Here is a 22,171-nt window from a genome sequence, read left to right on the forward strand (position 1 = left end):
TCAGACCTTCGGTTCGGGGTTCAACACAACCGGCGGCAGCTTCGGCAGCGTGCACTGGTACGGTTTCATATCGTTGCTTGGATTCTTGTAGTCGTGCGGGCCGTCGGCATTGAGCACGCCGTTGACGTCCTGGATGCAGATGCGGTCGTTCGCCGGCGGCAGGTCGTTCACCAGGTCCTTGGGGTCGACATAGCCGTCCCACAGCACGTCGGGGAAGCTTCCGGTGAGGCCGTATACGGCCGTCTTGAGGGTTTTCAGCTTGATCCCGTCCGGCGAATCGCCGCCGTTCTTGAGCCGGTTGCCGTAGACGAAGATGCCCTTCGGATACGGGTTGTAGTCGGCGGCGACGCCGCGCGTGTTGTAATAGTTGGTGGAGAAGTAGCTGGCGATGATGATGTTGGCGGTCTGGTTGTCGCTGATGTCGTTGTCGAAGATCTCCACCTTGTCGTTGGAGTTCACCACCACGCCCGAGCCGGCCGGCACGCTGGCCACCGCGGCACCCTTGGCGGCGAAGTTGCCGAGGTTGTTCGCGTACACCTTGTTCTTGAACACGCGGGTGGCATGCCCGGCCTGCGACAGGTTCGGCATGTTGAATACCAGGATGCCGCCGGTGTTTTTCGTCGCGGTGTTCTCGTAGACGTCGGCGTTCACCGAGTTCTCGATTTCGATCCCGGCCACGTTCTGCTCGGCGCGGTTGCGCCGCACGACGATGTTGTTCGACTGGCCGACGTAGATGCCGGCATCGGAAGCGCCGATCACCACTGAATCCTCGACCAGCACGTTCTGCGTCTTCACCGGGTACAGGCCGTAGGCGCCGTTGGTGGTCTTCGGGCCGTCGGTCCACTCGATGCGCACGCCGTGGATGGTGATGTTCCTGCCCTGGTTGATCTTCAGCGCGTCGCCCTTGGTATCCTCGATCGCCAGGTTCGCGATGGTGAAGTCATTGGCGTTGACCAGCAGGCCCTCCGGCCCGACCAGCTGGCCCTTGAACGACAGCACCGTCTTGTCCATGCCGGCGCCGCGGATGGTGACGCCGTCGGTGCGCAGGCTGAGGCCGCGCTTGAGCGCGTAGTGACCGGCCGGGATCTCGATCACGCTGCCGGGCTTGGCATCCAGCAGTTGCTCCTGCAATTTTGCCTCGAAGCTGGCGTCGGCGGCGTTCTGCGGCGGCGCCTCGTGCTTGCCGCAACCAGCGAGCGCCGCGCCCAGCGCGACGGTGATGAACAGCTTGCGCATGATCGTGAACTCCCCATTCGAACGAAATCGGCGGATGCCGCGCCTGGCGCAGCCCGAACCTGACTGTCGCGCAATCCAGCGGCAAGGGGGAGGGCAAAACGGCCACGCGATGGGGGGCAAGCCGGCCAGTCTAGGGGGGACAATCCGCTTAGGCAGCGGCGCGGCGTGCTTCCAGCGGCGCCATGCCGGTCCAGCGCTTGAACGCGCGACGGAACTCGCGCGGATCGTCAAAACCCACTTCGCCGCCGATCTCGGCCACGCTCAGTGTGCCAGCCTGCAGCAATTGCAGCGCGCGCTCGGCGCGCACGCGGTCGTGGATCTCACGGAAGATGCGTCCGCTCTCGGCCAGCTTGCGCCGCAACGAACGCTCGCTGAGGTTGAGCGTGCGCGCCACATCGTTGAGCTTCGGCTGTTCGCGTAGCTGGCTGCGCAACAATCGCTCGACCGCGGCGACGATCTCCTGATGCGGCTCGCCACCGTCCGGCGTGCGTTGCTGTGCGCACAGCGCGAGCGCCTGTTTCGCGGTCAACGGGTTGTAGCCCGGTAGCGGATGGGACAGCCAGCGGGTATCGAGTATGAGCCGGTTCTGCGCCGCGCCGAATTGCAGTTCGCACTGGAACAGCTCGGCGTAGCCAGCGGCATAGTCCGGTCGCGGATAGCTCAGTTCCACCCGCAGCGGACGCAGCTCGGGTCCGACCAGTTCGCGCGAGATCATCATCGAGCTGGCGAACAGCTCCTCACAGAAGAACGGCAACAGTTCGTGGTCGCCAAACTGCGGCGCGGCGACCAGCGCCACCGCCTGCTCGCTGACCGCCGCGAACGAAAGATCGAGCAGGCAGCCGCAGATCTTGTGGTAGTGGATGCCCGACTGCATCGCCTCGCCGAACGTGCGAGAGGTCATCATCGCCAGCCCGAGCAGGCCGAAGCCGCCGATGGTGCCCTCGCGGCCGATGCGCAGCCCGGCATCGGGCACGTCAAGCGCCCGCAGCGCGCGCCGGATGAAGGTGCTGGCTTGCCGGTACGACACGCGCAGCGCGGGGTCGGCGATCTGTGCGCGGTTCAAGGCCAGCCCGGCGAACCACGCGCGGCTGTCGATGCCGCGCTCGTCCGCCAGCTGGGTCAGGTACAGCAGCTTGTTCGACGGAAACTCCGCCGCGGTATAGCGCGGGTCGTCATTCACGGACGCATCGTGGGTCGACGGGATCAGGCCGATCATGCCGGCGGGACGTGCCATGGGGTTGTCGCTCCGACGCGTGCAAGCCGGTCATGCCCGGCGTTCGGTCCTCTTTCTACCATGCGTGCGCCGCCAGCCGCTTGCGCGATGCACAAGCGGTGTTCAGGACTCGCGCCGGAATTCGTCGAAGAACGCGTGATCGATCTCGTGGATCGTCTTCGGCTTGACGCCGATGCTGGCATCCCGAAAAAGCTCGACCAGACGTTCGCCATCGAGATGAGCATGCCTTCCGGTCCGCCGGGTTGAGCGTCGCCTCAGTTATCGCGGGTGGCGATTTCTGCTTGCGCGCGATCCAGCATCCCATGCAATTGCATGCAACTTACCCACGGCATCGGCTCCATGGTCATGAGCCGATGCGCAGAAGCTCGCTTATTCCCCGATCGTCAGCAACGAGGCGTTGCCGCCGGCGGCGGTGGTATTGATGGTGAGCGTGCGTTCGCCGGCGAAACGCAGCAGGTAATGCGGGCCGCCGGCCTTGGGGCCGGTGCCGGACAGGTTTTCGCCGCCGAATGGCTGCACGCCGACCACCGCGCCGATCTGGTTGCGGTTGACGTAGCAGTTGCCGACGCGGGCATGGCTGGCGATGTAGTCGACGGTGTCGTTGATGCGGCTGTGGATGCCCAGCGTGAGGCCGTAGCCGGTGGCGTTGATCTGGTCGACGACCTGGGCCAGCTCGCTGCCCTTCCAGCGGATCACGTGCAGCACCGGGCCGAACACTTCGCGTTGCAGTACATCAAGCGAGCCAATTTCGTAGGCGCGCGGGGCGAAGAAGGTGCCGTGTGCGGTGGTCGCAGGATCGAGCGTCACTTCGCCGATCTTCTTCGCTTCGCTGTCCATGCGTGCGGCATGGTCGACCAGGATCTTCAGCGCGTCCTCGTCGATCACCGGGCCGACGTCGGTCGACAGCTGGCCGGGATCACCGACCTTCAGCTCGGCCATCGCACCGGTGAGCATGGCGCAGACCTTGTCGGCGATGTCTTCCTGCACGAACAGCACGCGCGCGGCCGAACAGCGCTGGCCGGCGGACTGGAACGCGGAGGCGATCACGTCCTTGACGATCTGCTCGGGCAGGGCGGAGGAGTCGGCGATCATCGCGTTCTGGCCGCCGGTCTCGGCGATCAGCGCGGCGATCGGTGCGTTGCGTGCGGCCAGTGCGCGGTTGATTGCCCAGGCGGTGTCGGTGGAACCGGTGAAGGCCACACCGGAGACGCGCGGATCCTTCGTCAACGCCGCGCCGACCGTGGCGCCATCGCCCGGAAGGTATTGCAGCACGTCGGTGGGTACGCCGGCGGCGTGCAGCAACTGGACGGCCAGATGGCCAATCAGAGAGGTCTGCTCGGCCGGCTTGGCGATCACCGCGTTGCCGGCGGCCAGTGCGGCGCTGACCTGACCGAGGAAGATCGCCAGCGGGAAATTCCACGGACTGATGCAGACGAATACGCCGCGGCCGTTGAGGAACAGTTGATTGGTTTCGCCGGTCGGGCCAGGAAGCTGCTCCGGTTGACCAAACAATCGGCGCGCCATAGTGGCGTAGTAGCGCAGGAAATCGGCCGCCTCGCGGATCTCGGCGATCGCGTCGGGCAGGCTCTTGCCGGCCTCGCGCACGCACAACGCGATGAATTCGCCGCGATGCGCTTCGAGCTGCTCGGCGGCATGTTCGAGGATTGCGGCGCGGCTGGCTGCAGGCAGACGGTCCCAGCCGAACTGTGCGCGGACAGCATTGCTCAGCGCCTTGTCGACGGTGGTGGTGTCGGCGCTGACGTAGCTGCCCACGGTCTGGCGACGATCAGCCGGATTGGTGACCTGCACGGTCGGGCCGCTGGCAGTCGCGCCGGGCACCAGCGGGCCGGCGTTCCACGGGCCCGCGTTGGCGTTGACCGCGTCGGCCATCGTCTTCAGTTCGTTGTCGTTGGAGAAGTTGACGCCCATGGAATTCTTCCGAAGTTCACCGTAGAGGTTGACCGGCAGCGGGATGCGCGGGTGTGGAATCGAGACGAAGGCGCGCACCGTCTCGCATGGATCGGCGACCAGTTCGCGCACCGGCACGCTCTCGTCCACCACGCGATTGACGAAGCTGGTATTGGCGCCGTTCTCGAGCAGGCGGCGCACCAGGTAGGGCAGCAGATCCTCGTGCGTGCCGACCGGCGCGTAGACGCGACAGGGCACGTTGAGGCTGTCCTTGCCAATCACCTCGGCATACAGGTCGGTGCCCATGCCATGCAGGCGCTGGTACTCGTAGGGGCGGCCCTGCGCGATGTGGTGCACGGCGGCGATCGAGTGCGCGTTGTGGGTGGCGAACTGCGGGTAGATCAACTCGCTGCCCGCGTTGAACAGGCGCCGCGCGCAGGCCAGGTACGACACGTCGGTATTCGGCTTGCGCGTGTAGACCGGATAACCGGCAAGACCATTCTCCTGGGCGCGCTTGATCTCCGCGTCCCAGTAGGCGCCCTTGACCAGCCGAACGTACCAGCGGCGGTTCGCGGCGCGCGCGGTCTCGATCAGCCAGTCGATCACGAACGGGGTGCGTTTGGCGTACGCCTGCACCACGATGCCGAGACCGTTCCAGCCTTCCAGCGAGGGATGCGCGAACACGTCGCCGATGATGTCCAGCGACAGTTCGAGCCGTTCGGCCTCTTCGGCATCGACCGACAACGCGATGCCGTACTTCATCGCCAGCTGCGACAGTTCCAGCAGCTTTTCGCTGAGCTGGCGGTGCGCCAGCTCGCGCTTGGCCACTTCGTAACGCGGGTGCAATGCGGACAGTTTCACCGAGATCGACGGCGCGTCGGTGTGGTTCGCGAACGGGCCGCGTGCGCCGATGGCGGCAATCGCGTTGCGGTAATCCTGCTGGTAGCGCTCGGCCGTTTCAGAGGTCAACGCGGACTCGCCCAGCATGTCGTAGGAATAGCGGTACACCGCGTATTCCTTCTTCGCGCAGCGGTCCAGCGCCTCGTCGATGGTGCGGCCCATCACGAACTGGTGGCCCATGATGCGCATCGCCTGGCGCACGGCGAGACGGATGGCTGGCTCGCCGGCACGACCGACCAGTCGTTTCAGCGAGCCGGCGAAGTCATGCCGCGTGTTCTCGCTCAGATTGACCAGGTGGCCGGTCAGCATCAGGCCCCAGGTGGATGCGTTGACGAACAGCGACTCGCTCTGGCCCAGGTGTTTCTTCCAGTCCGCCTCGCCGAGCTTGTCGCGGATCAGCTTGTCCGCGGTGGCCTTGTCCGGAATACGCAGCAGCGCTTCGGCCACGCACATCAGCAGCACGCCTTCCTCGCTGGACAGGTCGTACTGGCGCATGAAGGATTCGACCGCGCTCTGGTCCTTCGCACGCGCCCGCACGCGCGAAACGAGCCCGGCGGCGAGGTCGATCACCTGTTCGCGTTCGGTGGGCGGCAGGGTGGCTTGGGCGAGCAGGTCGTTGACCGCTTCGGTTTCATCGCGCAGCCATGCTGCGGTGATGCGCGCGCGCGCCGGAGTGCTGGCGACGGGAAGTTCGGGGCTGAGTATGGGCTGGGTCACGGGCTTGTCAGAGGATCCGCCGCTGCGGAGGGGAGCGCGGGATTGTACGCTGCACGGGCGGATTGGGGCAGGACCACAAGCGCGTCCGCGCGGGGTCAGGCCGGTGTCCGGACGGTGCGTTTCCCGCCTTGTGGGGCTGCTTGCGGGCCATCGCCGCGGGCCTGATCCAGGTCAAGTGGGTGCGACATTCTTGCCCGCTGCCTCGCCGCGGCCTATCATTCCGGCGTTCCAGGCACGCCGGATCATCATGATCGTGCTTCGACCAGCTACCGCCGGCTTGCCGTGCGTGACGATGTGGCTCAAGCCCAATCGCGCGCTCAGCCGACGCGGTTTGCGTCGACTGATCGTGGTTCTGGTAGCGCTGGTGCTGATGACGGCTGGACTGGGTGCGTGGCAGGGGAATGTATTTGCTCCGCTGTTTGCCCTGGTTGAATCCGCCGCCGTGGCTGTCGCCTTGAGCGTGGCCTGGCGGGCCGGCGATCGCAGTGAGCGCATCACCCTCGACGCGTCGTCGCTGGAGGTGCAGTCGCTGCCGGGCCGGCGCCGCATGCGTTTCCAGGTGTACTGGGTTCGCGTGTTGCTGGAGCCGGGCAACGGGCGTCAGCGTCTGTTGCTGTCATCGCACGGTCGCGAGCTGGAAATTGGTGCTTTCCTGGCGGAACAGGAACGTGCCGAGCTGTCGAAGAAACTCATGGTGTTGCTGGCCGATTTCCATGACCAGCCACGCAAATAGGTTCAACAAAGGTGCAAGACATGACATCTGGCGGCATCAGGCGATCATTCACGGCAGCGGCGACCCTCGCCCTTGCGTCGTTCGGCAGCGTGGTCCATGCCGCCCCCGGCCCGTGGCAGCTGAACATGGAGCGCGGCGCGAGCACCTGGTCGCAGGTGCCGTACCACCTGAACAACATTTCGCTCGCCGTGTGCACGGTGATCGGCATCTTGGTGTTCGGCGCGATGTTCATCGCGATGTTCCGCTTCCGCAAATCGCGCGGCGCGGTGGCCGAGAAGTGGTCGCACAACACCATGGTGGAAGTCGTCTGGACCACCATTCCGGTGATCATCCTGGTGGTGCTGGCCTATCTGGCCACCGGCGGCCTCACCTCGTGGGCCGACACCACCGGTTCGCAGATGACCGTCAAGGTCACCGGCTTCCAGTGGAAGTGGCGCTACGACTATGTCGACTACATGGGCAAGTCGATCGACAAGGTCAGCTTCATGTCCAAGCTCGATTCGCAGAGCAACCAGACCCGCCAGCTCGATTCGGGCATGGATCCGTATGCGGTCAAGGTTGGCGACGAAAGCACCTACCTGCTGGATGTCGACAAGCCGCTGGTGGTGCCGGTCGACACCAAGATCCGCTTCGTGATCACCAGCGGCGACGTGATCCACTCCTGGTGGGTGCCGGCGACGGGCTGGAAGATCGACGCGATTCCCGGAATCATCAATGCCGCCTGGGCCAACTTCCAGACGCCGGGTACCTATCGCGGCCAGTGCGCCGAGCTGTGTGGCCAGGATCACGGTTTCATGCCGATCGTGGTGGTGGTCAAGTCCAAGGCGGATTTCGCCACGTGGCTGGCCGGACAGGAGGCGCAGTCCGCGGCTCCTGCGGCACCGGCGGGCGCTTCCACTGCTGCCGCACCGCAGTCCGCCCAGGTCGCCACGGTTCCGGTCAGCGGCAAGCAGGGCTGAGGCCTTCGCCTCTCGCGCAGTTTTCGCACACGTTTTTACGCAGTCGCATTCAATATTCCAGGTTAGAGGTGCAAGGCCATGTCCTACGCAGCCACCCATGATCAGCACGACGATCACCACGGCGCGCCGAAAGGTTTCTTCCAGCGCTGGTGCATGTCCACCAACCACAAGGACATCGGCACGCTGTATCTGATCTTCGCGCTGACGATGTTCTTCATCGGCGGCAGCTTCGCGATGCTGATCCGTGCCGAGCTGTTCAAGCCCGGCCTGCAGCTGATGCAGCCGTACTTCTTCAACCAGCTGACCACCATGCACGCGCTGGTGATGATCTTCGGCGCGATCATGCCGGCCTTCGTCGGCCTGGGTAACTGGATGATCCCGCTGATGGTCGGTGCGCCGGACATGGCGCTGCCGCGCATGAACAACCTGTCGTTCTGGATCCTGCCGTTCGCATTTGTGCTGCTGCTGTCCACGCTGTTCCTGCCCGGCGGTGGCCCGGCCGGCGGCTGGACGATGTATCCGCCGCTGTCATTGCAGAGCGATTCGCTGGCCTACGTGGTGTTTGCGGTCCACCTGATGGGCATCAGCTCGATCATGGGCGCGATCAACATCATCGCGACCATCCTCAACATGCGTGCGCCCGGCATGGATCTGCTGAAGATGCCGGTGTTCGTGTGGAGCTGGCTGATCACCGCGTTCCTGCTGATCGCGGTGATGCCGGTGCTGGCCGGTGCGGTGACCATGTTGCTCACCGACAAGTACTTCGGCACCAACTTCTTCAACCCGGGCGGCGGCGGCGATCCGGTGCTGTACCAGCACATCTTCTGGTTCTTCGGCCATCCCGAGGTCTACATCATGATCCTGCCGGCGTTCGGGATCATCTCGGAAATCGTGCCGACGTTCGCGCGCAAGCCGATCTTCGGCTACAAGGCGATGGTGTTCGCGATCGCCTGCATCGCGTTCCTGTCGTTCATCGTATGGGCGCACCACATGTTCGCGGTAGGCCTGCCGCTGGGTGCCGAGATCTTCTTCATGTACGCCACCATGCTGATCTCGGTGCCGACCGGGGTGAAGGTGTTCAACTGGGTGGCGACCATGTGGGGCGGCTCGATGACGTTCGAGACGCCGATGCTGTTCGCCATCGCCTTCATCATCCTGTTCACCATCGGCGGGTTCTCCGGCCTGATGCTGGCGCTGGTGCCGGCCGACTTCCAGTATCACGACACCTACTTCGTGGTGGCGCATTTCCACTATGTGCTGGTGACCGGCGCTCTGTTCGCGATCATCGCTGCCGCGTACTACTGGATGCCGAAGTGGACCGGCAACATGTACAACGAGTTCTGGGGCAAGGTGCATTTCTGGAACAGCGTGATCTGGGTGAACGTGCTGTTCTTCCCGCAGCACTTCCTGGGCCTGGCCGGCATGCCGCGCCGCATCCCGGATTACAACGTGGCATTTGCCAACTTCAACATGATCAGTTCGATCGGCGGCTTCCTGTTCGGCGCCTCGCAGCTGATCTTCCTGGGCGTGCTGATCCATTGCGCGTTCTTCTCGAAGAAGAAGGCAACCGATCGCGTGTGGGAAGGTGCCAAGGGCCTGGAATGGACGGTGCCGTCGCCGGCGCCGCACCATACCTTTGAAATGCCGCCGGTGATTCATGACGACGAACTGGCACATGGTCACGTCAACGACTGACGTTGCCGAAACCGATCACATGACGCAGCCGAAGATGGATCAGACAACCGAAGAGCGGCGCAAGGGCGTGCGACGCACTGTGACGATACTCGTGCTGATCGTGGCTGCGTTCTTCCTGGTCTCGTTCGTGCAGATCGTGCTGATGAAATAGCGGTACCGCGGCGCGATATGTTTTCTTTCAACCGGTCGGGTTTGACGACCGGCATGCAGTTCCCCGGCCGGCATGGCGGGGCAAAAGTCATCAAGAGAAATCCACGGGGTCTCACCATGGGTCAGCAGCACGACGCTTATTTTGTTCCGGCCAAGAGCTACTGGCCGTTCGTGGCCGCAGTGGTCATGTTCACCACCGTGTTCGGCGCCGCGCACTGGCTGAATGCCGAGCCTGGCGATGCCGGCTTTGGCAAGACCGTGCTGACCGTCGGCGTGATCGGCGTGCTGGGTATGTTCTTCGGCTGGTTCCGCTCGGTGATCAACGAATCGCTGGCGGGCGACTACAACCACCAGGTCGATACCTCGTTCCGCATGGGCATGATGTGGTTCATCTTCTCCGAGGTGATGTTCTTCGGCGCGTTCTTCGGTGCGCTGTTCTACATCCGCATGTTTTCGGTGCCATGGCTCGGCGGCCACGGTCACGGCGCGCTGACCCACCAGTTCCTGTGGAGCGACTACGCGGCATCGTGGGGCATGAATGGCGGCAACGGCCCCGAGCACGTCGGTGGCACGTTCAGCACCGTGCCGGCCTGGGGCCTGCCCCTGCTGAACACGCTGATCCTGCTGACCTCCAGCGTCACCGTGACGATCGCGCACCACGCGCTGCGCGCCGGGCATCGCGGCAAGATCCTGTTGTTCCTCGGCCTGACTGTCCTGCTTGGCGCGACCTTCCTGTATTTCCAGGCGCACGAGTACATGGAGGCGTACAAGGAGCTCAACCTGACCCTGCACAGCGGCGTCTACGGCTCGACCTTCTTCCTGCTGACCGGCTTCCACGGCCTGCACGTGACGTTGGGCACGATCATGCTGGCAGTGATCTGGCTGCGTGTGCTGAAGGGTCACTTCAACAAGGAGCACCACTTCGGCTTCGAGGCGGTCGCCTGGTATTGGCATTTCGTCGATGTGGTCTGGCTCGGCCTGTTCATGTTCGTCTACATTCTTTGACGCGAAGTCCGTTTCACGAAGGGTGAAAACCGGCCAGTCGCGGCCAGGCTCTTCAAAAAAGAGCGGCAGATACACCGCGCCACAAAAAAACCCGCCAATGGCGGGTTTTTTTGTTTGACGATGCGGCAGTTCAGCCGTTGTCGCAGCTCCGAACCGCGGTGCGCAATTTGTCGCGAACAGGGCGCATTGAAGGCGCAGCCGCTACAATCACTGGCCGACATCGTGCGGATGCAGCCAACCCATCCAGATGCCGAGCGCGACCATGCCGATCAGCAGCAGCGACAGTCCGATGCGACGGGTCAATGCCCACACCGTGCGCTTGTCGTCGTCCTTGTCGGTCATCATGAAGTACAGCGCCTGGCCGAGGCTGAAGATCACCACCAGCAGCAGAACCACCAGCGCACTTTTGTAGACGGTTTCCACGTGATTGATCCGATCCATTTCGACCTGGGCAGTATAGCGACCACCGGCGGGCTCGCCGCGTGATCCATTTTCGGCGGCCACCGTGGTGGGCCTTGCTGCTGACGGCGGCTGGCGCCTTGCTGTTCATGCGTTTGGGCATCTGGCAGCTGCATCGCGCAGACTTCAAGGAAGCACTTCTGCGGCGGTATGCCGCATCGGCCACGGCGCCATGGCAGGATTTCGCCACGGTGGCGGCGACGCCGCCGGCCGACGGTTTTCCACGGGTACGGGTAACCGGCCACTATCTCCCTGACCGGATCTACCTGCTGGACAATCCCAGGCATGATGGCCGTGGTGGCGTGGAAGTTTTCGCGCCATTCGTCGTGCGCGATCAGCCGCACACACTGCTGCTGGTGGATATGGGCTTTCTGACTGGCAACGGCACCCGGCAGATACCTGATCTGCCGCCGCTGCCACGCACCGATGTCACGTTGCAGGGGCTCTACGTGCCGCCGCCGCCGGTTGGTTTCGAGATGGGTGGTGATGCGCTGGCGCGGCAGCTCCAATGGCCCAAGGAAAGCATCTTCCTGGACCCGGCGGAAATTGCCCGCGATCTCGGCCAGCCGCTGTATCCGCGGATGCTGGCGCTGGATGCCGATCCGGCCTCGATCTACGTGCGCGTGCACACGCTCGACCTTTCCTCGATGCCACCGGCGCGGCACCGCGCCTATGCCTTTCAGTGGTTCTCGTTCGCCCTTGCGGCGGTGGTGATCCTGCTGGTGCTCAATCGCAAGCGCAAACCGCGCGAATCCCGCTATCCGAATGATGATGAAGTCCGATGAAACCAATTGATCCCGCTGCGTTGCGCCGCAGCCGCATGTTTCTGCTTCTGATCGCGCTGGTGTTCGCCGCGCCGATGATCGTCGCCGGCCTGCTCAGCTGGAGCGGCTGGCAGCCGGGCGTCAAGGGGAACGGTCAGCCGATCCAGCCGCAGCGCAATTTTGTCGACGAGAAACTGCCGGTGCAACTGACCGATGGCCAGCCCTATGCGTGGCGCGACAGCGAGCCGCGGCTGACTTTGGTGGTGTTGGCTGGCCCGGACTGCGCCGCGCACTGTTTCGAGGTGCTGACCGGGCTGGCGAAGGCGCGCGTCATGCTCAATCGCAACCAGTCGCGGCTGCGTCTGCTCTACCTTGGTGCGCCGCCGGCGGATGCGACTCGCCGCGCCGCCATGCAGGCCTACTGGTCGCTGGGCAGCGATGTCGACGGCAAGCTGGCCGAATACCGGCCGACCACGCCGGATAGCGTCAGCGCGCTCCTGGTGGAATCCAACGGTACCGCGCTGTCGTTCTATCCGGCCGGTTTCGATGGTCCCGGCCTGCTGCGCGACATGCAGAAGGTGATCAAGTGATGTCACTGCGTATCGTGAAAGTCCTGCGCGGATTGTCCGTGCTTGCCGCGGTATTCGCGTTCGGGCTGGTGATGTTCGGCGCGTTCGTGCGGCTGTCCAATGCCGGCCTGTCCTGTCCGGACTGGCCGACCTGCTACGGCCAGGCAACCTGGCCGCAGCATGCGCAGGCGGTGGCACACGCCGATGCGGCGTTTCCGGACCGCCCGTACGAGGCGCACAAGGCCTGGCGTGAGCAGGTGCACCGCTTCCTTGCCGGCACCCTCGGGGTGATGGTGCTACTGCTGGCGGTGCTTGCAAGCTGGCGCCGGCGCAGCGCGCTACTGGCGGTGCTCGTCGGTGCCGCGTTCGCGGCCATCGGGGTGGGCTTGTACATGCTTGGCGAACACTTGTGGTCGTCGCTGCTGGCGGGCTGCGCGATCGCGCTGCCACTGTTTGCGGCGGCCCGGCTGCAACGACCCAGCGCATGGAGGATCAGCGTGCTGGCGCTGGCGGTGATCATCTTCCAGGCGATGCTCGGCATGTGGACAGTGACGCTGCTGCTGAAGCCGATCGTGGTGATGGGTCACCTGCTCGGTGGCATGACCACGTTCGCGCTGCTGGCTTACGCCGCGCTGCGTTTTGCTGGCGTGGCGGCGCTGGATGACGACACGGCCGGGTTGCGTCGCTGGGTGGTGATCGGCATCGCGCTGCTGTTCTGCCAGATTGCCCTGGGCGGCTGGACCTCGGCCAACTACGCAGCGCTCGCCTGCGGCTACGGTCCCGGCTCGTTCCCGCAGTGCCTCGGTCAATGGGCGCCGCCGACGGACTTCCACCAGGGTTTCGTGCTGTGGCGCGGGATCGGCGTCAACTACGAAGGCGGCGTGCTCGACATGGCCGCGCGCAGCGCGATCCAGCTGGTGCACCGGCTCGGCGCGCTGGTGGTGTTCTGCTATCTCGGCTGGCTGTCGATCAAACTGGTGCAGCGCGGCCTGCGTCTGTGCGGCATCGCGATTGCGCTGGCGCTGGTGAGCCAGGTGCTGCTCGGCATCAGCAATGTGTATTTGGGGCTGCCACTGGCCGTGGCCACCGCGCACAATGGCGTCGCGGCGTTGCTGCTGTTCACCTTGCTGGCCACGCTGGCGAGTACGCAACGCCGGCATGACGAATCGATGTTCCTGTCGTTGGGGCGACACTGAAAATGAGCGTTTTTCGCGAGTATCTGCAACTGACCAAGCCGCGCATCGTCGCCTTGCTGGTGTTCTGCGCGGTCATCGGCATGTTCCTCGCCGTGCCCGGGATGCCGTCGTGGCGTGCGCTGGTGTTTGGCACGCTGGGGATCTGGCTGGCGTCCTCCTCGGCAGCGGCATTCAACCAGCTGATCGACCAGCGCATCGACAAGGTGATGGTGCGTACGGCACATCGACCGTTGGCTACCGGGCATCTCAATGCGCGCCAGGTATTCGTGTTTGCCATGGGGCTTGGTATTGCCTCGATGCTGGTGCTGATACTGCTGGTCAACACGCTGACCGCGGTGCTGACGTTTGCCGGCTTGATCGGCTACGCGGTGATCTACACCGCGTTCCTCAAGCGCGCCACCCCGCAGAACATCGTGATCGGTGGTCTCGCCGGCGCGATCCCGCCGGTGCTGGGCTGGACTGCAGTGACCGGGGCATTGCATCCGTATGCGCTGCAGCTGTGCCTGATCATCTTCGTGTGGACGCCACCGCATTTCTGGGCGCTGGCGATTTTCCGTCGCGATGATTATTCGCGGGCGCAGGTGCCGATGCTGCCGGTCACCCACGGCGTCGTCTTCACGCGTTGGCACATCCTGTTCTACACCGTGCTGCTGGTGCTGGTGACCCTGTTACCCGCACTGACCGGCATGAGCGGCCTGATCTATCTGGGCGGCGCTGCGGTGCTGGGTATGGCGTTCCTGTGTTACGCAGTGCGCCTGCTGAATCCGCCTGACGAGTTGTACGCGATGAAGGTGTTCAACTATTCCATCGTCTACCTGATGGCGCTGTTCGCGTTCCTGCTGGCCGATCATTGGCTGGCCGAACCGATCGTGCGGCAGGGTTTGGTGCTGCAGCAGGTCATCTGACGTGCCTCACGCCATCCACACCGACGTGAGGAAAACAACAACTTGCTCATTGACACTTGCGCAGCGCAGCACGACAATGCGCGCGCCCTCCGGCGCGCTGCGTCGGTCGGTTCCCAGTCCTGACAAAACAAGGCATATGGACGTTTACCCTAGTCGCAACGTCGACATCCGCTCGCTTCGGGTGCCGGCGCCGCATAACAAATTGAACACCTGCGGCGACCGCCTGCGGTCGGCTGGTGCTTTCCACTAGGGAAAGCCTGGCCCATCCCTGACGACGCCGTTGGCGTCGTTACGAGGAGATGGGCCGATGAAGCTCCTTCGCGATTTTTTCCGCCTGTGTGTTGCAGGCCTTCGTACCGTAACCGGTCGCGGCGCCGCCGCGTCGCACGGATTCAGCGTGACTGTGCCGGCACCGCTGTCCCATCCGGCTGGCGATGGCGCTGTGGTGGTCGATCTGATGCGTGTCGTCGCACGGCCGCTGGCGTCGCGGCGCGAGCCTGCGTCGTTTCTGAAGGCACCGCGTCATCGGCGCCTCGGCGCAGGACGCGGATGATCGCCGTCGTCCACCGCAAGGGCTGGCCTCCCCCAGTTTCAACGGGGTGATTTGGTGTGGGCCGCGCGCGCGGCCACGGATCGTAGCGTGACGGCGGGCTGAGTCCGGCGGCGCTTCGCGACATCGGCATTCCGACCTACGGCAACGAATCATGAGCAGGATTTCCAACCCATCCGCCACCAGGATGGCGGGCAAGGGCGCACCCAGACCATCGGCCGCAGTCGCGGCAGAGCAGGCGTTTTGTGACGCCGAAGCATTGCTGCAGAAGCTGGGCACCACGCTGGCGGGTCTCGACGCGGAGCAGATCGGTGCGCGACTGCATCGCGATGGCCTCAACGAGGTGGCGCACGAGAAGCCGCCGCACTGGTCGCTGCAATTGCTGCGCGCGTTCAAGAACCCGTTCATCGTGGTGCTGCTGGTGCTGGCTGGCGTGCAGCTGTTCACCGACGGCAACGATCTGACCGGACCGATCATCATTGCGGTGATGGTCGGCATCAGTGTGGTGCTGAGTTTCACCCAGGAATACCGTTCCTCGCGCGCCGCCGAAAAGCTGAAGGCCATGGTGCGCAACACGGCCACGGTGACGCGGCGCGCCTCCGACGGCCACAGCGAGCAGATCGAGGTGCCGGTGGTCGAGCTGGTCACTGGCGACATCGTGCACCTCGCCGCCGGCGACATGGTGCCGGCCGATCTGCGCCTGCTGGGAGCGAAGGATCTGTTCATCAGCCAGGCGATCCTCACCGGCGAATCTTTGCCGGTGGAGAAGTCTGCGCCCGTGCCCACGCGTGCACGTGTCGACGGCGGCAGCGACAGCAATCCGCTGGATCTGATCAGCGTCTGCTACATGGGCACCAACGTGGTCAGCGGCACCGCCAGTGCCGTGGTGGTGGCGACCGGCGCGCGCAGCCATCTCGGCTCGCTGGCGCACAGCATGAGCGGGCAGCGCGTGCAGACCAGCTTCGATCGCGGCGTGAGCAGTGTGAGCTGGCTGCTGCTGCGTTTCATGGCGGTGATGGTGCCGGTGGTGTTCCTGATCAACGGGCTGGACAAGCACAACTGGACCGAGGCGTTCCTGTTCGCGCTGTCGATCGCGGTCGGGCTGACTCCGGAGATGCTGCCGCTGATCGTCACCGCGAACCTGGCCAAGGGTGCGCTGGCGATGTCCAGGCGCAAGGTCGTGGTGAAGCGGCTCAACGCGATCCAGAACTTCGGCGCCATGGATGTGCTGTGCACCGACAAGACCGGCACGCTGACGCTGGACAAGATCGTGCTCGAACGGCACCTCGATCTCGACGGCGAGGAATCGGACGAGGCACTCGAATACGGCTATCTCAACAGCCGTTTCCAGACCGGCCTGAAAAATCTGATGGACAAGGCGGTGCTGGAACATCGCGATCTGGAAGCGGCGGCGATGAGCTACCGGGTGGTGGACGAGATTCCCTTCGACTTTCAGCGCCGGCGCATGTCGGTGGTGGTGACCAGCGGCAACGGCGAACACTTGCTGATCTGCAAGGGTGCGGTCGAGGAAATGCTGTCGATCTGCGCGTACGCGAGAACCGGCGACGTCACCGAGCCGATGACCGACGCGCGCCGCCAGGAGATCAAGGCGATGACGCACCGGCTTAACGAAGACGGCCTGCGCGTGCTGGTGGTTGCGGTGCGGCGGCAGCCGGCGCATCAGCGCGCCTACGGCGTAGCCGATGAGAGCGAGCTCATCGCGGTCGGTTGCCTGGCGTTCCTCGACCCGCCGAAGGATTCCGCGGCCACTGCGATCCGCGCGCTGCACAGTCATGGCGTCGAGGTGAAGGTGATCACCGGCGACAACGAGGCGGTGACGCGCAAGATCTGTCGCGAAGTCGGCCTGGATGTCACCCACTCCGTGCAGGGCAAGGATATCGAGGCGCTGGATGACCCCGCGCTGGATGCACTGGTGGCGCGCGTCACCGTGTTCGCCAAGATGTCGCCGCTGCAGAAGGCGCGGGTGGTGCGCGCGCTGCAACGGCTGGGCCATACCGTGGGTTTCCTCGGCGACGGCATCAACGACGCGCCGGCACTGCACGATGCCGATGTCGGCATCTCGGTGGACACCGCCACCGACATCGCCAAGGAGTCCGCGGACATCATCCTGCTGGAAAAAAACCTGATGGTGCTGGAGGAAGGCGTGATCGAGGGGCGGATCACCTTCGGCAACATCATGAAGTACATCAAGATGACCGCCAGCTCGAACTTCGGCAACGTGTTCAGCGTGCTGGTGGCCAGCGCGTTCCTGCCGTTCCTGCCGATGCTGCCGCTGCAGATCCTGGTGCAGAACCTGCTGTATGACATCTCGCAGCTGTCGATCCCGTTCGATCGCATGGACGAGGAATACCTGAGCAAGCCGCGCAAGTGGGACGCCGGCGACATCGGCCGCTTCATGGCGTGGATCGGCCCGGTCAGCTCGATCTTCGACCTCACCACGTTCTGGCTGATGTGGCACTACTTCGGTGCCAACTCGCCGGCGCATCAGTCGCTGTTCCAGTCCGGCTGGTTCATCGAGGGTCTGCTGTCGCAGACGCTGGTGGTGCACATGATCCGCACTCGCCGCATCCCGTTCCTGCAGAGTGTGGCGGCCGCGCCGGTGCTCGGTCTCACCCTCGCGATCATCGTGATCGGCATGCTGATTCCGTTCAGCGCGCTGGGCGCGAAGATCGGCATGGTGCCGCTGCCGCCCGTGTACTTCGCATGGCTGGCGCTGACCCTGGTGAGCTATTGCGTACTGACCCAGCTGATGAAGGTGATCTACATCCGCCGTTACGGGCGCTGGCTGTAGCGTCGATCGGCTTCGCGATCGTCCTGCGTGGCCGGTGCCGAACCTCGCGCGGCATAGTGCCGCGCCACTACCGCGCGCACCATCAACTGCAGCTGGTGGAAGATCATCAGCGGCAGCACCAGCGCGCCGAGGCCGCCGAGCTGGCCGGCGAACAGGATCTTCGCCATCGGGATGCCGCTGGCCATGCTCTTCTTGGAACCGCAGAACACGATGGTGACTTCATCCTCGCGCAAAAAGCCAAGCCGGCGCGCGGCCCAGGTCAATGTGAGCATCACCAGCGCCAGCAGCAACGCGCACGCGGCCAGCGTGGACAGCAGCGCGGAGATCGGGGTATCACGCCACAATCCTCCGACTACCGCGGCACTGAACGCGGTGTACACCACCAGCAGGATCGTGCCCTGGTCGGTGAGGCCGAGCAGCGGCAGCCTGGCGCCGTGCAGAAAAAACAGCGGCGCGATCGCGCCGTCTGTCGCGCCATCGTATATCCGCGCCGTCTGTCCCCGGCACGGCAGCAGCGAGGCCAGCAGCACAGTGCCAAGCAAAATGAGGGTGAAGTTGTCGGGGCGAAGACGACGCAACGACATGCGGCGACTCAATCCAGCCCGCAACGCACGCGACGGCGATGCCGCCACCACAGCACCAGCCCGATCAGCACCACGATGCCGACCAGCACCCACAGGCTGCTCTGGCCGCGATGCATCCACTTCACCAGCCACTCGTGGTTGTCGGCGCCGAAGAAACCCAGGTACACCCAGAACGGCACGCTGATCAGTGCGGCCAGCGTGTCGATCAGCAGGAAGCGCAGGAACGACACCCGATGGGTGGTGCCGGCGGTGAGGTAGACGGTGGTGCGCATGCCGGGCAGGAAACGCGCGAAGAACAGCATACGATTGCCGTAGCGGTCGAACTTCTCCTGCACCGTGGCGTAGCGTGCCGGCGTCAGCACGCGCGCCACGAAGCGCCATTGCAGGATGCGTGCGCCGTAATGATGGCCCAGCATGAAGATGGCCGCGTCGCCCAACAGCACGCCGAACATGGCCAGCGCGAACATCGCGTGCACGTTCGCGTAGCCGAGCCCGGCGATCACGCCGCCGGCAACCAGGGTGATGTCCTCCGGCAACGGCAGGCCGGCGCCACAGATCATCAACGCGATGAACACCGCGACATAGCCGTTCTCGGCGAAGATCCTGATCAGTTGCTGCAGCAGGTCCATCTATACCCCGGCCTTTTGTGCGCAGTTCCATGTGCTGTCCGACGCAGGGACCATCGTGGCGATGCGCACCATCATGCCTTGGTGCTCGTTTGTTCGCGCAATGGCAGAAGCGTCCGCAATTCCGCCTTCTCGGCATCGCTGAGTTCACCGCGTCGCGCACTCAGGAAATCGCGGCGCTGGATCAGCGACTGGTGTTCCATGCGCTCCAGTGCCTCGATGAATTCCATGCGCTGGCTCTCCGGTTCGCCCACGGACAGCGTCGCCATCAGTTTCTGCAGCGAGGGATATTCCGGTCGCTCGGCAAAATGTTCGACCAGCATCGCGGAGTTGATGCCCGGTCGCGAGCGTGCGATGTCGAGCAATTCGGCGAGCAGTTCCACGCCGGGCTTGTCCAGGCGCAGGAAGCGATAGGGCTTCTCGACCTGATCGGCCAGGCCCGGCTGCGCCAGCAGCAACGAGATCGCGCTGCGCACCAGGCTGCGCTGCACTGCCGTGGGCCGCTGCACGGCGCGGTGTGCGGCCGGGTCGGCCTGCAGCATCGCGCGGGCGCCGCTGCGCTTTTCCAGCTCCTGCGCCATCAGGTCGCGGAACGCGCCGTCGGGGAGTTTCGCGATCAGCGGGCGGGCGCGCTCGGCGAGCCGCGCGCGACCGTCCAGGCTACCCATCTCGACGTCGTGCGAGAGTTCGTTGAAGAAATATTCCGACAGCGGCATCGCTTCCCTGATGCGTTTCTCGAAGCCGTCCTTGCCCTCCTTGCGCACCAGCGAATCCGGATCCTCGCCATCAGGCAGAAACAGGAAGTACGCCTGGCGCCCGTCGCGCAGGCGCGGCAGCGCCGATTCCAGCGCCTTCCACGCGGCGGCGCGGCCGGCGCGGTCGCCGTCGAAGCAGAACACCACGTCCGGCGCGGCACGGAACAGCACCTCGGTGTGTTCCGGCGTGGTCGCCGTGCCCAGCGTGGCCACCGCGATCGGCAGCCCGGCTTGGTGCAGCGCGATCACGTCCATGTAGCCTTCGACCACCACGATCCGCAGCAGGTTCGCGTTGGCCTGCTTCACCTGCCACAGCGCGAACAGCTCGCGACCCTTGTGGAACAGTGGCGTCTCGGGCGAGTTGAGGTATTTCGGCGGTGCCTGCCCCGATGACGGCGCGACCTGCACCACGCGTCCGCCAAACGCGATCACGCGACCGCGGCGGTCCAGGATCGGGAACATCAGCCGCTCGCGGAAACGGTCGTATTTGCCACGCTCGCCGGTGGCGAGCATGCCGGCTTCATCGAGCAATTCGCGTCGTCGGTCGCTGTTGCCCAGCGATTTCATCACGCCGTCGTAGCCGGCCGGCGCCCAGCCGATGCGAAAGCGCTTGATGGTGTCGGCGTCCAGCCCGCGTTTCTTGCAATAAGCCTGGGCTTCGGCACTGCGTGGCAGCTCGCGCTCGTACCAGCTGGCGGCGTCGTCGAGCAGCGTATACAGGTCGGTCTTGTCCTCGCGCGGCACGGCGTCGCGGCCGCCTTCGCGCGGCACGGTCAGGCCGACTGTCTGCGCCAGTTCCTCGACCGCGTCGGGAAACTCCAGCCGATCGAAGTCCATCAGGAACTTGATCGCGCTGCCGCTGACCCCGCAGCCGAAGCAGTGGAAGAACTGCTTGGCCGGGCTGACGTAGAACGACGGCGTGCGCTCGTTGTGGAACGGACAGCACGCCGTCCACTCGCGTCCGGCCTTCTTCAACGGCACCCGCCGCTCGATCACGTCGACGATGTCGACGCGGGCAAGCAGTTCATCGATGAAGCTGTCGGGAATCAGGCCACGCATAAGCGACCTAGTTTAGTCGGTTGCCAGCGGGGAGGTTCGGCCGGATTGCGTTAACCTCGGACGGAATGTCGCAGGGGAATGTTCGATGACGCTGGCTGGACTGACTTTCCGCCCGGCCGCAGCGGCCGATGTGGCGGCCGCGGTGCCGCTGATCCACAGTTCCGGCCCGGCCGCGTTCGACTACGTGTTCTCGGTGTCGGGGGTGGGCGATGCGCAGGCGTTCCTGCGGCGGGCGTTTGCCGATGGGGCGGGCGAATTCGGCTGGCGCAACCATGTGGTCGGTGTGCTCGATGGTGTGGTGGTGGCGGCCGGGGCGGGTTTTGGCGGGGACACGAAGTGGTCGTTCATGCTGGCCGCGGCGCGGCAGATTCTCGGCCATTACGGCTGGCGCCATGCGGCCGGGGTGGTCGTGAGGGGGCTGAAGGTGGAATCGGTGATCCCGCCACCGGCCGGCGCCATGTATTACCTCGGGCACCTGGGCGTGAGCGAGTCTGCGCGCGGGCAGGGCGCGGGTACGGTCCTGGTCGAGCACCTGCTGGCTGCACGGCCGATCACTGCCAGCGGGCCGGTGGTGCTGGATGTGGCGGCGACCAACCCGGCCGCCCAGCGGCTGTATCAGCGGCTGGGCTTTGCGGTTGTCGGCGAACGCCGCTCGACCCTGGCGAATGCACAGGGTCGGGTGCCGGACCAGCGGCGCATGCAGTGGCATGCGCCGGCTTGAGTCAGAGGATGTGGAAGACGCCGATCACCGCCAGCACGGCCAGCAGGAACAGGATCACGAAGCATGCAAACAGCACCTTGGCGATGGTGGCAGTGGCGCCGGCAACCCCGCCGAAGCCGAGCCAGCCGGTGATCAGGGAGATGATGGCGAAAATGATGGCCCACTTCAGCATGTGCTTCTCCGGTTACGGTGATCGGCCGCGCGGCGGGATGTCCGGCGGGTCGTCGGCGTTTTGTAACGAAGTGGGCGTGAACGCGGCGCATGGCCGGCTTGTCAGCCGGCGCACAGGCCGGCAAGCTGCGCGGCCACGCGGACAGGAACGGCAGGCATGGTGATCACGGCAATCATGGCGCACAAGCAGCGGGCGCTGGTGCGCGCGTTCGAGCATGCCGGGGCCACCGGCGCAGCGCAGGCGCGCAGCTCGGAGCAACTGGGGCTGAAGCCGGGCATGGCCTGGCATCAGCTGGTCGGCCACGCGGTATTGCGCTGTCCGGGCGAGGGGCGTTACTTCCTGGATCTGGCGAACTGGCAGCGCCTGCGTCGGCGCCGCCGTGTCATCGCGCTGGCCGTGATCGCCGGCCTGCTGGTGCTGCTGGCGCTGATCCTGTTGCTGACGGCGCGGGCGGGCTGAGGC

Annotated in this window: 21 protein-coding genes; 13 read left to right on the forward strand and 8 right to left on the reverse strand. The window is 64.9% G+C overall.

Annotated features, from left to right (window positions below):
- Entirely contained in the window at positions 1 to 1,236 is a 1,236-nt protein-coding gene (locus EAH75_RS17755; protein WP_140806394.1) for a parallel beta-helix domain-containing protein, read from the reverse strand.
- Between the two features lie 148 nt (positions 1,237 to 1,384).
- The gene (locus EAH75_RS17760; RefSeq protein WP_140806395.1) at positions 1,385 to 2,470 is read right to left on the reverse strand and encodes an AraC family transcriptional regulator; all 1,086 of its coding nucleotides are present in this window, start codon (positions 2,468 to 2,470) and stop codon (positions 1,385 to 1,387) included.
- Between the two features lie 60 nt (positions 2,471 to 2,530).
- On the opposite strand from EAH75_RS17760, the gene EAH75_RS19665 reads away from it, so the two are divergent.
- Positions 2,531 to 2,716, forward strand: a complete 186-nt coding sequence (locus EAH75_RS19665) for a hypothetical protein (RefSeq protein WP_161596316.1) — start codon at positions 2,531 to 2,533, stop codon at positions 2,714 to 2,716.
- A gap of 123 nt (positions 2,717 to 2,839) precedes the next feature.
- Here the strand turns inward: EAH75_RS19665 and putA are convergent, their stop codons facing one another.
- Positions 2,840 to 5,995, reverse strand: a complete 3,156-nt coding sequence (gene putA / locus EAH75_RS17770) for a bifunctional proline dehydrogenase/L-glutamate gamma-semialdehyde dehydrogenase PutA (RefSeq protein WP_140806396.1) — start codon at positions 5,993 to 5,995, stop codon at positions 2,840 to 2,842.
- Positions 5,996 to 6,287: 292 nt separating this feature from the next.
- Here putA and EAH75_RS17775 point away from each other — a divergent pair, with 292 nt between their 5' ends.
- From EAH75_RS17775 to EAH75_RS17790, 4 genes are all read left to right on the forward strand, one after another.
- Entirely contained in the window at positions 6,288 to 6,728 is a 441-nt protein-coding gene (locus EAH75_RS17775; RefSeq protein WP_140806412.1) for a DUF2244 domain-containing protein, read from the forward strand.
- Between the two features lie 20 nt (positions 6,729 to 6,748).
- Positions 6,749 to 7,687, forward strand: coding sequence for a cytochrome c oxidase subunit II (gene coxB / locus EAH75_RS17780; RefSeq protein WP_140653879.1), 939 nt, complete (start codon positions 6,749 to 6,751; stop codon positions 7,685 to 7,687).
- Positions 7,688 to 7,765: 78 nt separating this feature from the next.
- Positions 7,766 to 9,382, forward strand: coding sequence for a cytochrome c oxidase subunit I (gene ctaD / locus EAH75_RS17785; RefSeq protein WP_140653881.1), 1,617 nt, complete (start codon positions 7,766 to 7,768; stop codon positions 9,380 to 9,382).
- A gap of 267 nt (positions 9,383 to 9,649) precedes the next feature.
- A complete protein-coding gene (locus tag EAH75_RS17790; RefSeq protein WP_140653883.1) occupies positions 9,650 to 10,537 on the forward strand; it encodes a cytochrome c oxidase subunit 3 in 888 nt (295 codons plus the stop codon).
- Positions 10,538 to 10,744: 207 nt separating this feature from the next.
- Here EAH75_RS17790 and EAH75_RS17795 read toward each other — a convergent pair whose 3' ends face one another.
- Positions 10,745 to 10,960: a twin transmembrane helix small protein gene (locus tag EAH75_RS17795; RefSeq protein WP_140653885.1), complete on the reverse strand. Its 216-nt coding sequence runs from the start codon at positions 10,958 to 10,960 to the stop codon at positions 10,745 to 10,747.
- Positions 10,961 to 11,019: 59 nt separating this feature from the next.
- On the opposite strand from EAH75_RS17795, the gene EAH75_RS17800 reads away from it, so the two are divergent.
- The 6 genes from EAH75_RS17800 (at position 11,020) to mgtA (ending at position 17,792) form a co-directional block, all read left to right on the forward strand.
- A complete protein-coding gene (locus EAH75_RS17800; protein ID WP_140653887.1) occupies positions 11,020 to 11,781 on the forward strand; it encodes an SURF1 family protein in 762 nt (253 codons plus the stop codon).
- Positions 11,778 to 12,350: a hypothetical protein gene (locus tag EAH75_RS17805; RefSeq protein WP_140653889.1), complete on the forward strand. Its 573-nt coding sequence runs from the start codon at positions 11,778 to 11,780 to the stop codon at positions 12,348 to 12,350. The genes EAH75_RS17800 and EAH75_RS17805 overlap by 4 nt, the downstream gene beginning before the upstream one ends.
- The gene (locus tag EAH75_RS17810; RefSeq protein WP_140653891.1) at positions 12,350 to 13,525 is read left to right on the forward strand and encodes a COX15/CtaA family protein; all 1,176 of its coding nucleotides are present in this window, start codon (positions 12,350 to 12,352) and stop codon (positions 13,523 to 13,525) included. The genes EAH75_RS17805 and EAH75_RS17810 overlap by 1 nt, the downstream gene beginning before the upstream one ends.
- A 2-nt stretch (positions 13,526 to 13,527) precedes the next feature.
- Positions 13,528 to 14,430, forward strand: a complete 903-nt coding sequence (gene cyoE / locus EAH75_RS17815; protein WP_140653894.1) for a heme o synthase — start codon at positions 13,528 to 13,530, stop codon at positions 14,428 to 14,430.
- A gap of 307 nt (positions 14,431 to 14,737) precedes the next feature.
- Complete coding sequence (locus tag EAH75_RS17820; protein WP_140653896.1) at positions 14,738 to 14,983, forward strand: hypothetical protein; 246 nt, start codon at positions 14,738 to 14,740, stop codon at positions 14,981 to 14,983.
- 151 nt (positions 14,984 to 15,134) lie between these two features.
- Positions 15,135 to 17,792 (forward strand): magnesium-translocating P-type ATPase, encoded by a 2,658-nt coding sequence (gene mgtA, locus EAH75_RS17825; RefSeq protein WP_140653898.1) that lies wholly within the window; start codon positions 15,135 to 15,137, stop codon positions 17,790 to 17,792.
- Here the strand turns inward: mgtA and EAH75_RS17830 are convergent.
- From EAH75_RS17830 to dnaG, 3 genes are all read right to left on the reverse strand, one after another.
- A complete protein-coding gene (locus tag EAH75_RS17830) occupies positions 17,774 to 18,376 on the reverse strand; it encodes a bile acid:sodium symporter (protein WP_140653900.1) in 603 nt (200 codons plus the stop codon). The two genes, mgtA and EAH75_RS17830, sit on opposite strands and share 19 nt — an antisense overlap.
- Positions 18,377 to 18,384: 8 nt before the next feature.
- Positions 18,385 to 19,005 (reverse strand): DedA family protein, encoded by a 621-nt coding sequence (locus EAH75_RS17835; RefSeq protein ID WP_140653902.1) that lies wholly within the window; start codon positions 19,003 to 19,005, stop codon positions 18,385 to 18,387.
- 71 nt (positions 19,006 to 19,076) lie between these two features.
- Positions 19,077 to 20,816 (reverse strand): DNA primase, encoded by a 1,740-nt coding sequence (gene dnaG, locus EAH75_RS17840; protein ID WP_140653904.1) that lies wholly within the window; start codon positions 20,814 to 20,816, stop codon positions 19,077 to 19,079.
- Positions 20,817 to 20,901: 85 nt separating this feature from the next.
- On the opposite strand from dnaG, the gene EAH75_RS17845 reads away from it, so the two are divergent.
- Positions 20,902 to 21,537: a GNAT family N-acetyltransferase gene (locus EAH75_RS17845; RefSeq protein WP_170212242.1), complete on the forward strand. Its 636-nt coding sequence runs from the start codon at positions 20,902 to 20,904 to the stop codon at positions 21,535 to 21,537.
- A gap of 1 nt (position 21,538) precedes the next feature.
- On the opposite strand, the gene EAH75_RS17850 is transcribed toward EAH75_RS17845, so the two are convergent.
- Positions 21,539 to 21,709 carry a DUF1328 domain-containing protein gene (locus tag EAH75_RS17850; protein WP_140653906.1) on the reverse strand — a complete coding sequence of 57 codons (171 nt, stop codon included), beginning with the start codon at positions 21,707 to 21,709 and terminating at the stop codon, positions 21,539 to 21,541.
- Positions 21,710 to 21,865: 156 nt separating this feature from the next.
- Here EAH75_RS17850 and EAH75_RS17855 point away from each other — a divergent pair, with 156 nt between their 5' ends.
- The gene (locus tag EAH75_RS17855) at positions 21,866 to 22,168 is read left to right on the forward strand and encodes a hypothetical protein (RefSeq protein ID WP_140653908.1); all 303 of its coding nucleotides are present in this window, start codon (positions 21,866 to 21,868) and stop codon (positions 22,166 to 22,168) included.
- Positions 22,169 to 22,171: the final 3 nt, after the last annotated feature.

The sequence above is a fragment of the Rhodanobacter glycinis genome (assembly GCF_006438785.1).
Lineage (GTDB): Bacteria > Pseudomonadota > Gammaproteobacteria > Xanthomonadales > Rhodanobacteraceae > Rhodanobacter > Rhodanobacter glycinis_A.

Coding starts and splice junctions, on each gene's coding strand:
- coxB (WP_140653879.1), top strand. CDS start 6,749: ATGACATCTGGCGGCATCAGGCGATCATTCACGGCAGCGGCGACCCTC.
- EAH75_RS17755 (WP_140806394.1), bottom strand. CDS start 1,236: ATGCGCAAGCTGTTCATCACCGTCGCGCTGGGCGCGGCGCTCGCTGGT.
- EAH75_RS17835 (WP_140653902.1), bottom strand. CDS start 19,005: ATGGACCTGCTGCAGCAACTGATCAGGATCTTCGCCGAGAACGGCTAT.
- ctaD (WP_140653881.1), top strand. CDS start 7,766: ATGTCCTACGCAGCCACCCATGATCAGCACGACGATCACCACGGCGCG.
- dnaG (WP_140653904.1), bottom strand. CDS start 20,816: ATGCGTGGCCTGATTCCCGACAGCTTCATCGATGAACTGCTTGCCCGC.
- EAH75_RS17855 (WP_140653908.1), top strand. CDS start 21,866: ATGGTGATCACGGCAATCATGGCGCACAAGCAGCGGGCGCTGGTGCGC.
- EAH75_RS17790 (WP_140653883.1), top strand. CDS start 9,650: ATGGGTCAGCAGCACGACGCTTATTTTGTTCCGGCCAAGAGCTACTGG.
- EAH75_RS17775 (WP_140806412.1), top strand. CDS start 6,288: ATGTGGCTCAAGCCCAATCGCGCGCTCAGCCGACGCGGTTTGCGTCGA.
- EAH75_RS17820 (WP_140653896.1), top strand. CDS start 14,738: ATGAAGCTCCTTCGCGATTTTTTCCGCCTGTGTGTTGCAGGCCTTCGT.
- mgtA (WP_140653898.1), top strand. CDS start 15,135: ATGAGCAGGATTTCCAACCCATCCGCCACCAGGATGGCGGGCAAGGGC.
- EAH75_RS17845 (WP_170212242.1), top strand. CDS start 20,902: ATGACGCTGGCTGGACTGACTTTCCGCCCGGCCGCAGCGGCCGATGTG.
- EAH75_RS17810 (WP_140653891.1), top strand. CDS start 12,350: ATGTCACTGCGTATCGTGAAAGTCCTGCGCGGATTGTCCGTGCTTGCC.
- EAH75_RS17850 (WP_140653906.1), bottom strand. CDS start 21,709: ATGCTGAAGTGGGCCATCATTTTCGCCATCATCTCCCTGATCACCGGC.
- EAH75_RS19665 (WP_161596316.1), top strand. CDS start 2,531: ATGCGTGCGCCGCCAGCCGCTTGCGCGATGCACAAGCGGTGTTCAGGA.
- cyoE (WP_140653894.1), top strand. CDS start 13,528: ATGAGCGTTTTTCGCGAGTATCTGCAACTGACCAAGCCGCGCATCGTC.
- EAH75_RS17760 (WP_140806395.1), bottom strand. CDS start 2,470: ATGGCACGTCCCGCCGGCATGATCGGCCTGATCCCGTCGACCCACGAT.
- EAH75_RS17805 (WP_140653889.1), top strand. CDS start 11,778: ATGAAACCAATTGATCCCGCTGCGTTGCGCCGCAGCCGCATGTTTCTG.
- EAH75_RS17830 (WP_140653900.1), bottom strand. CDS start 18,376: ATGTCGTTGCGTCGTCTTCGCCCCGACAACTTCACCCTCATTTTGCTT.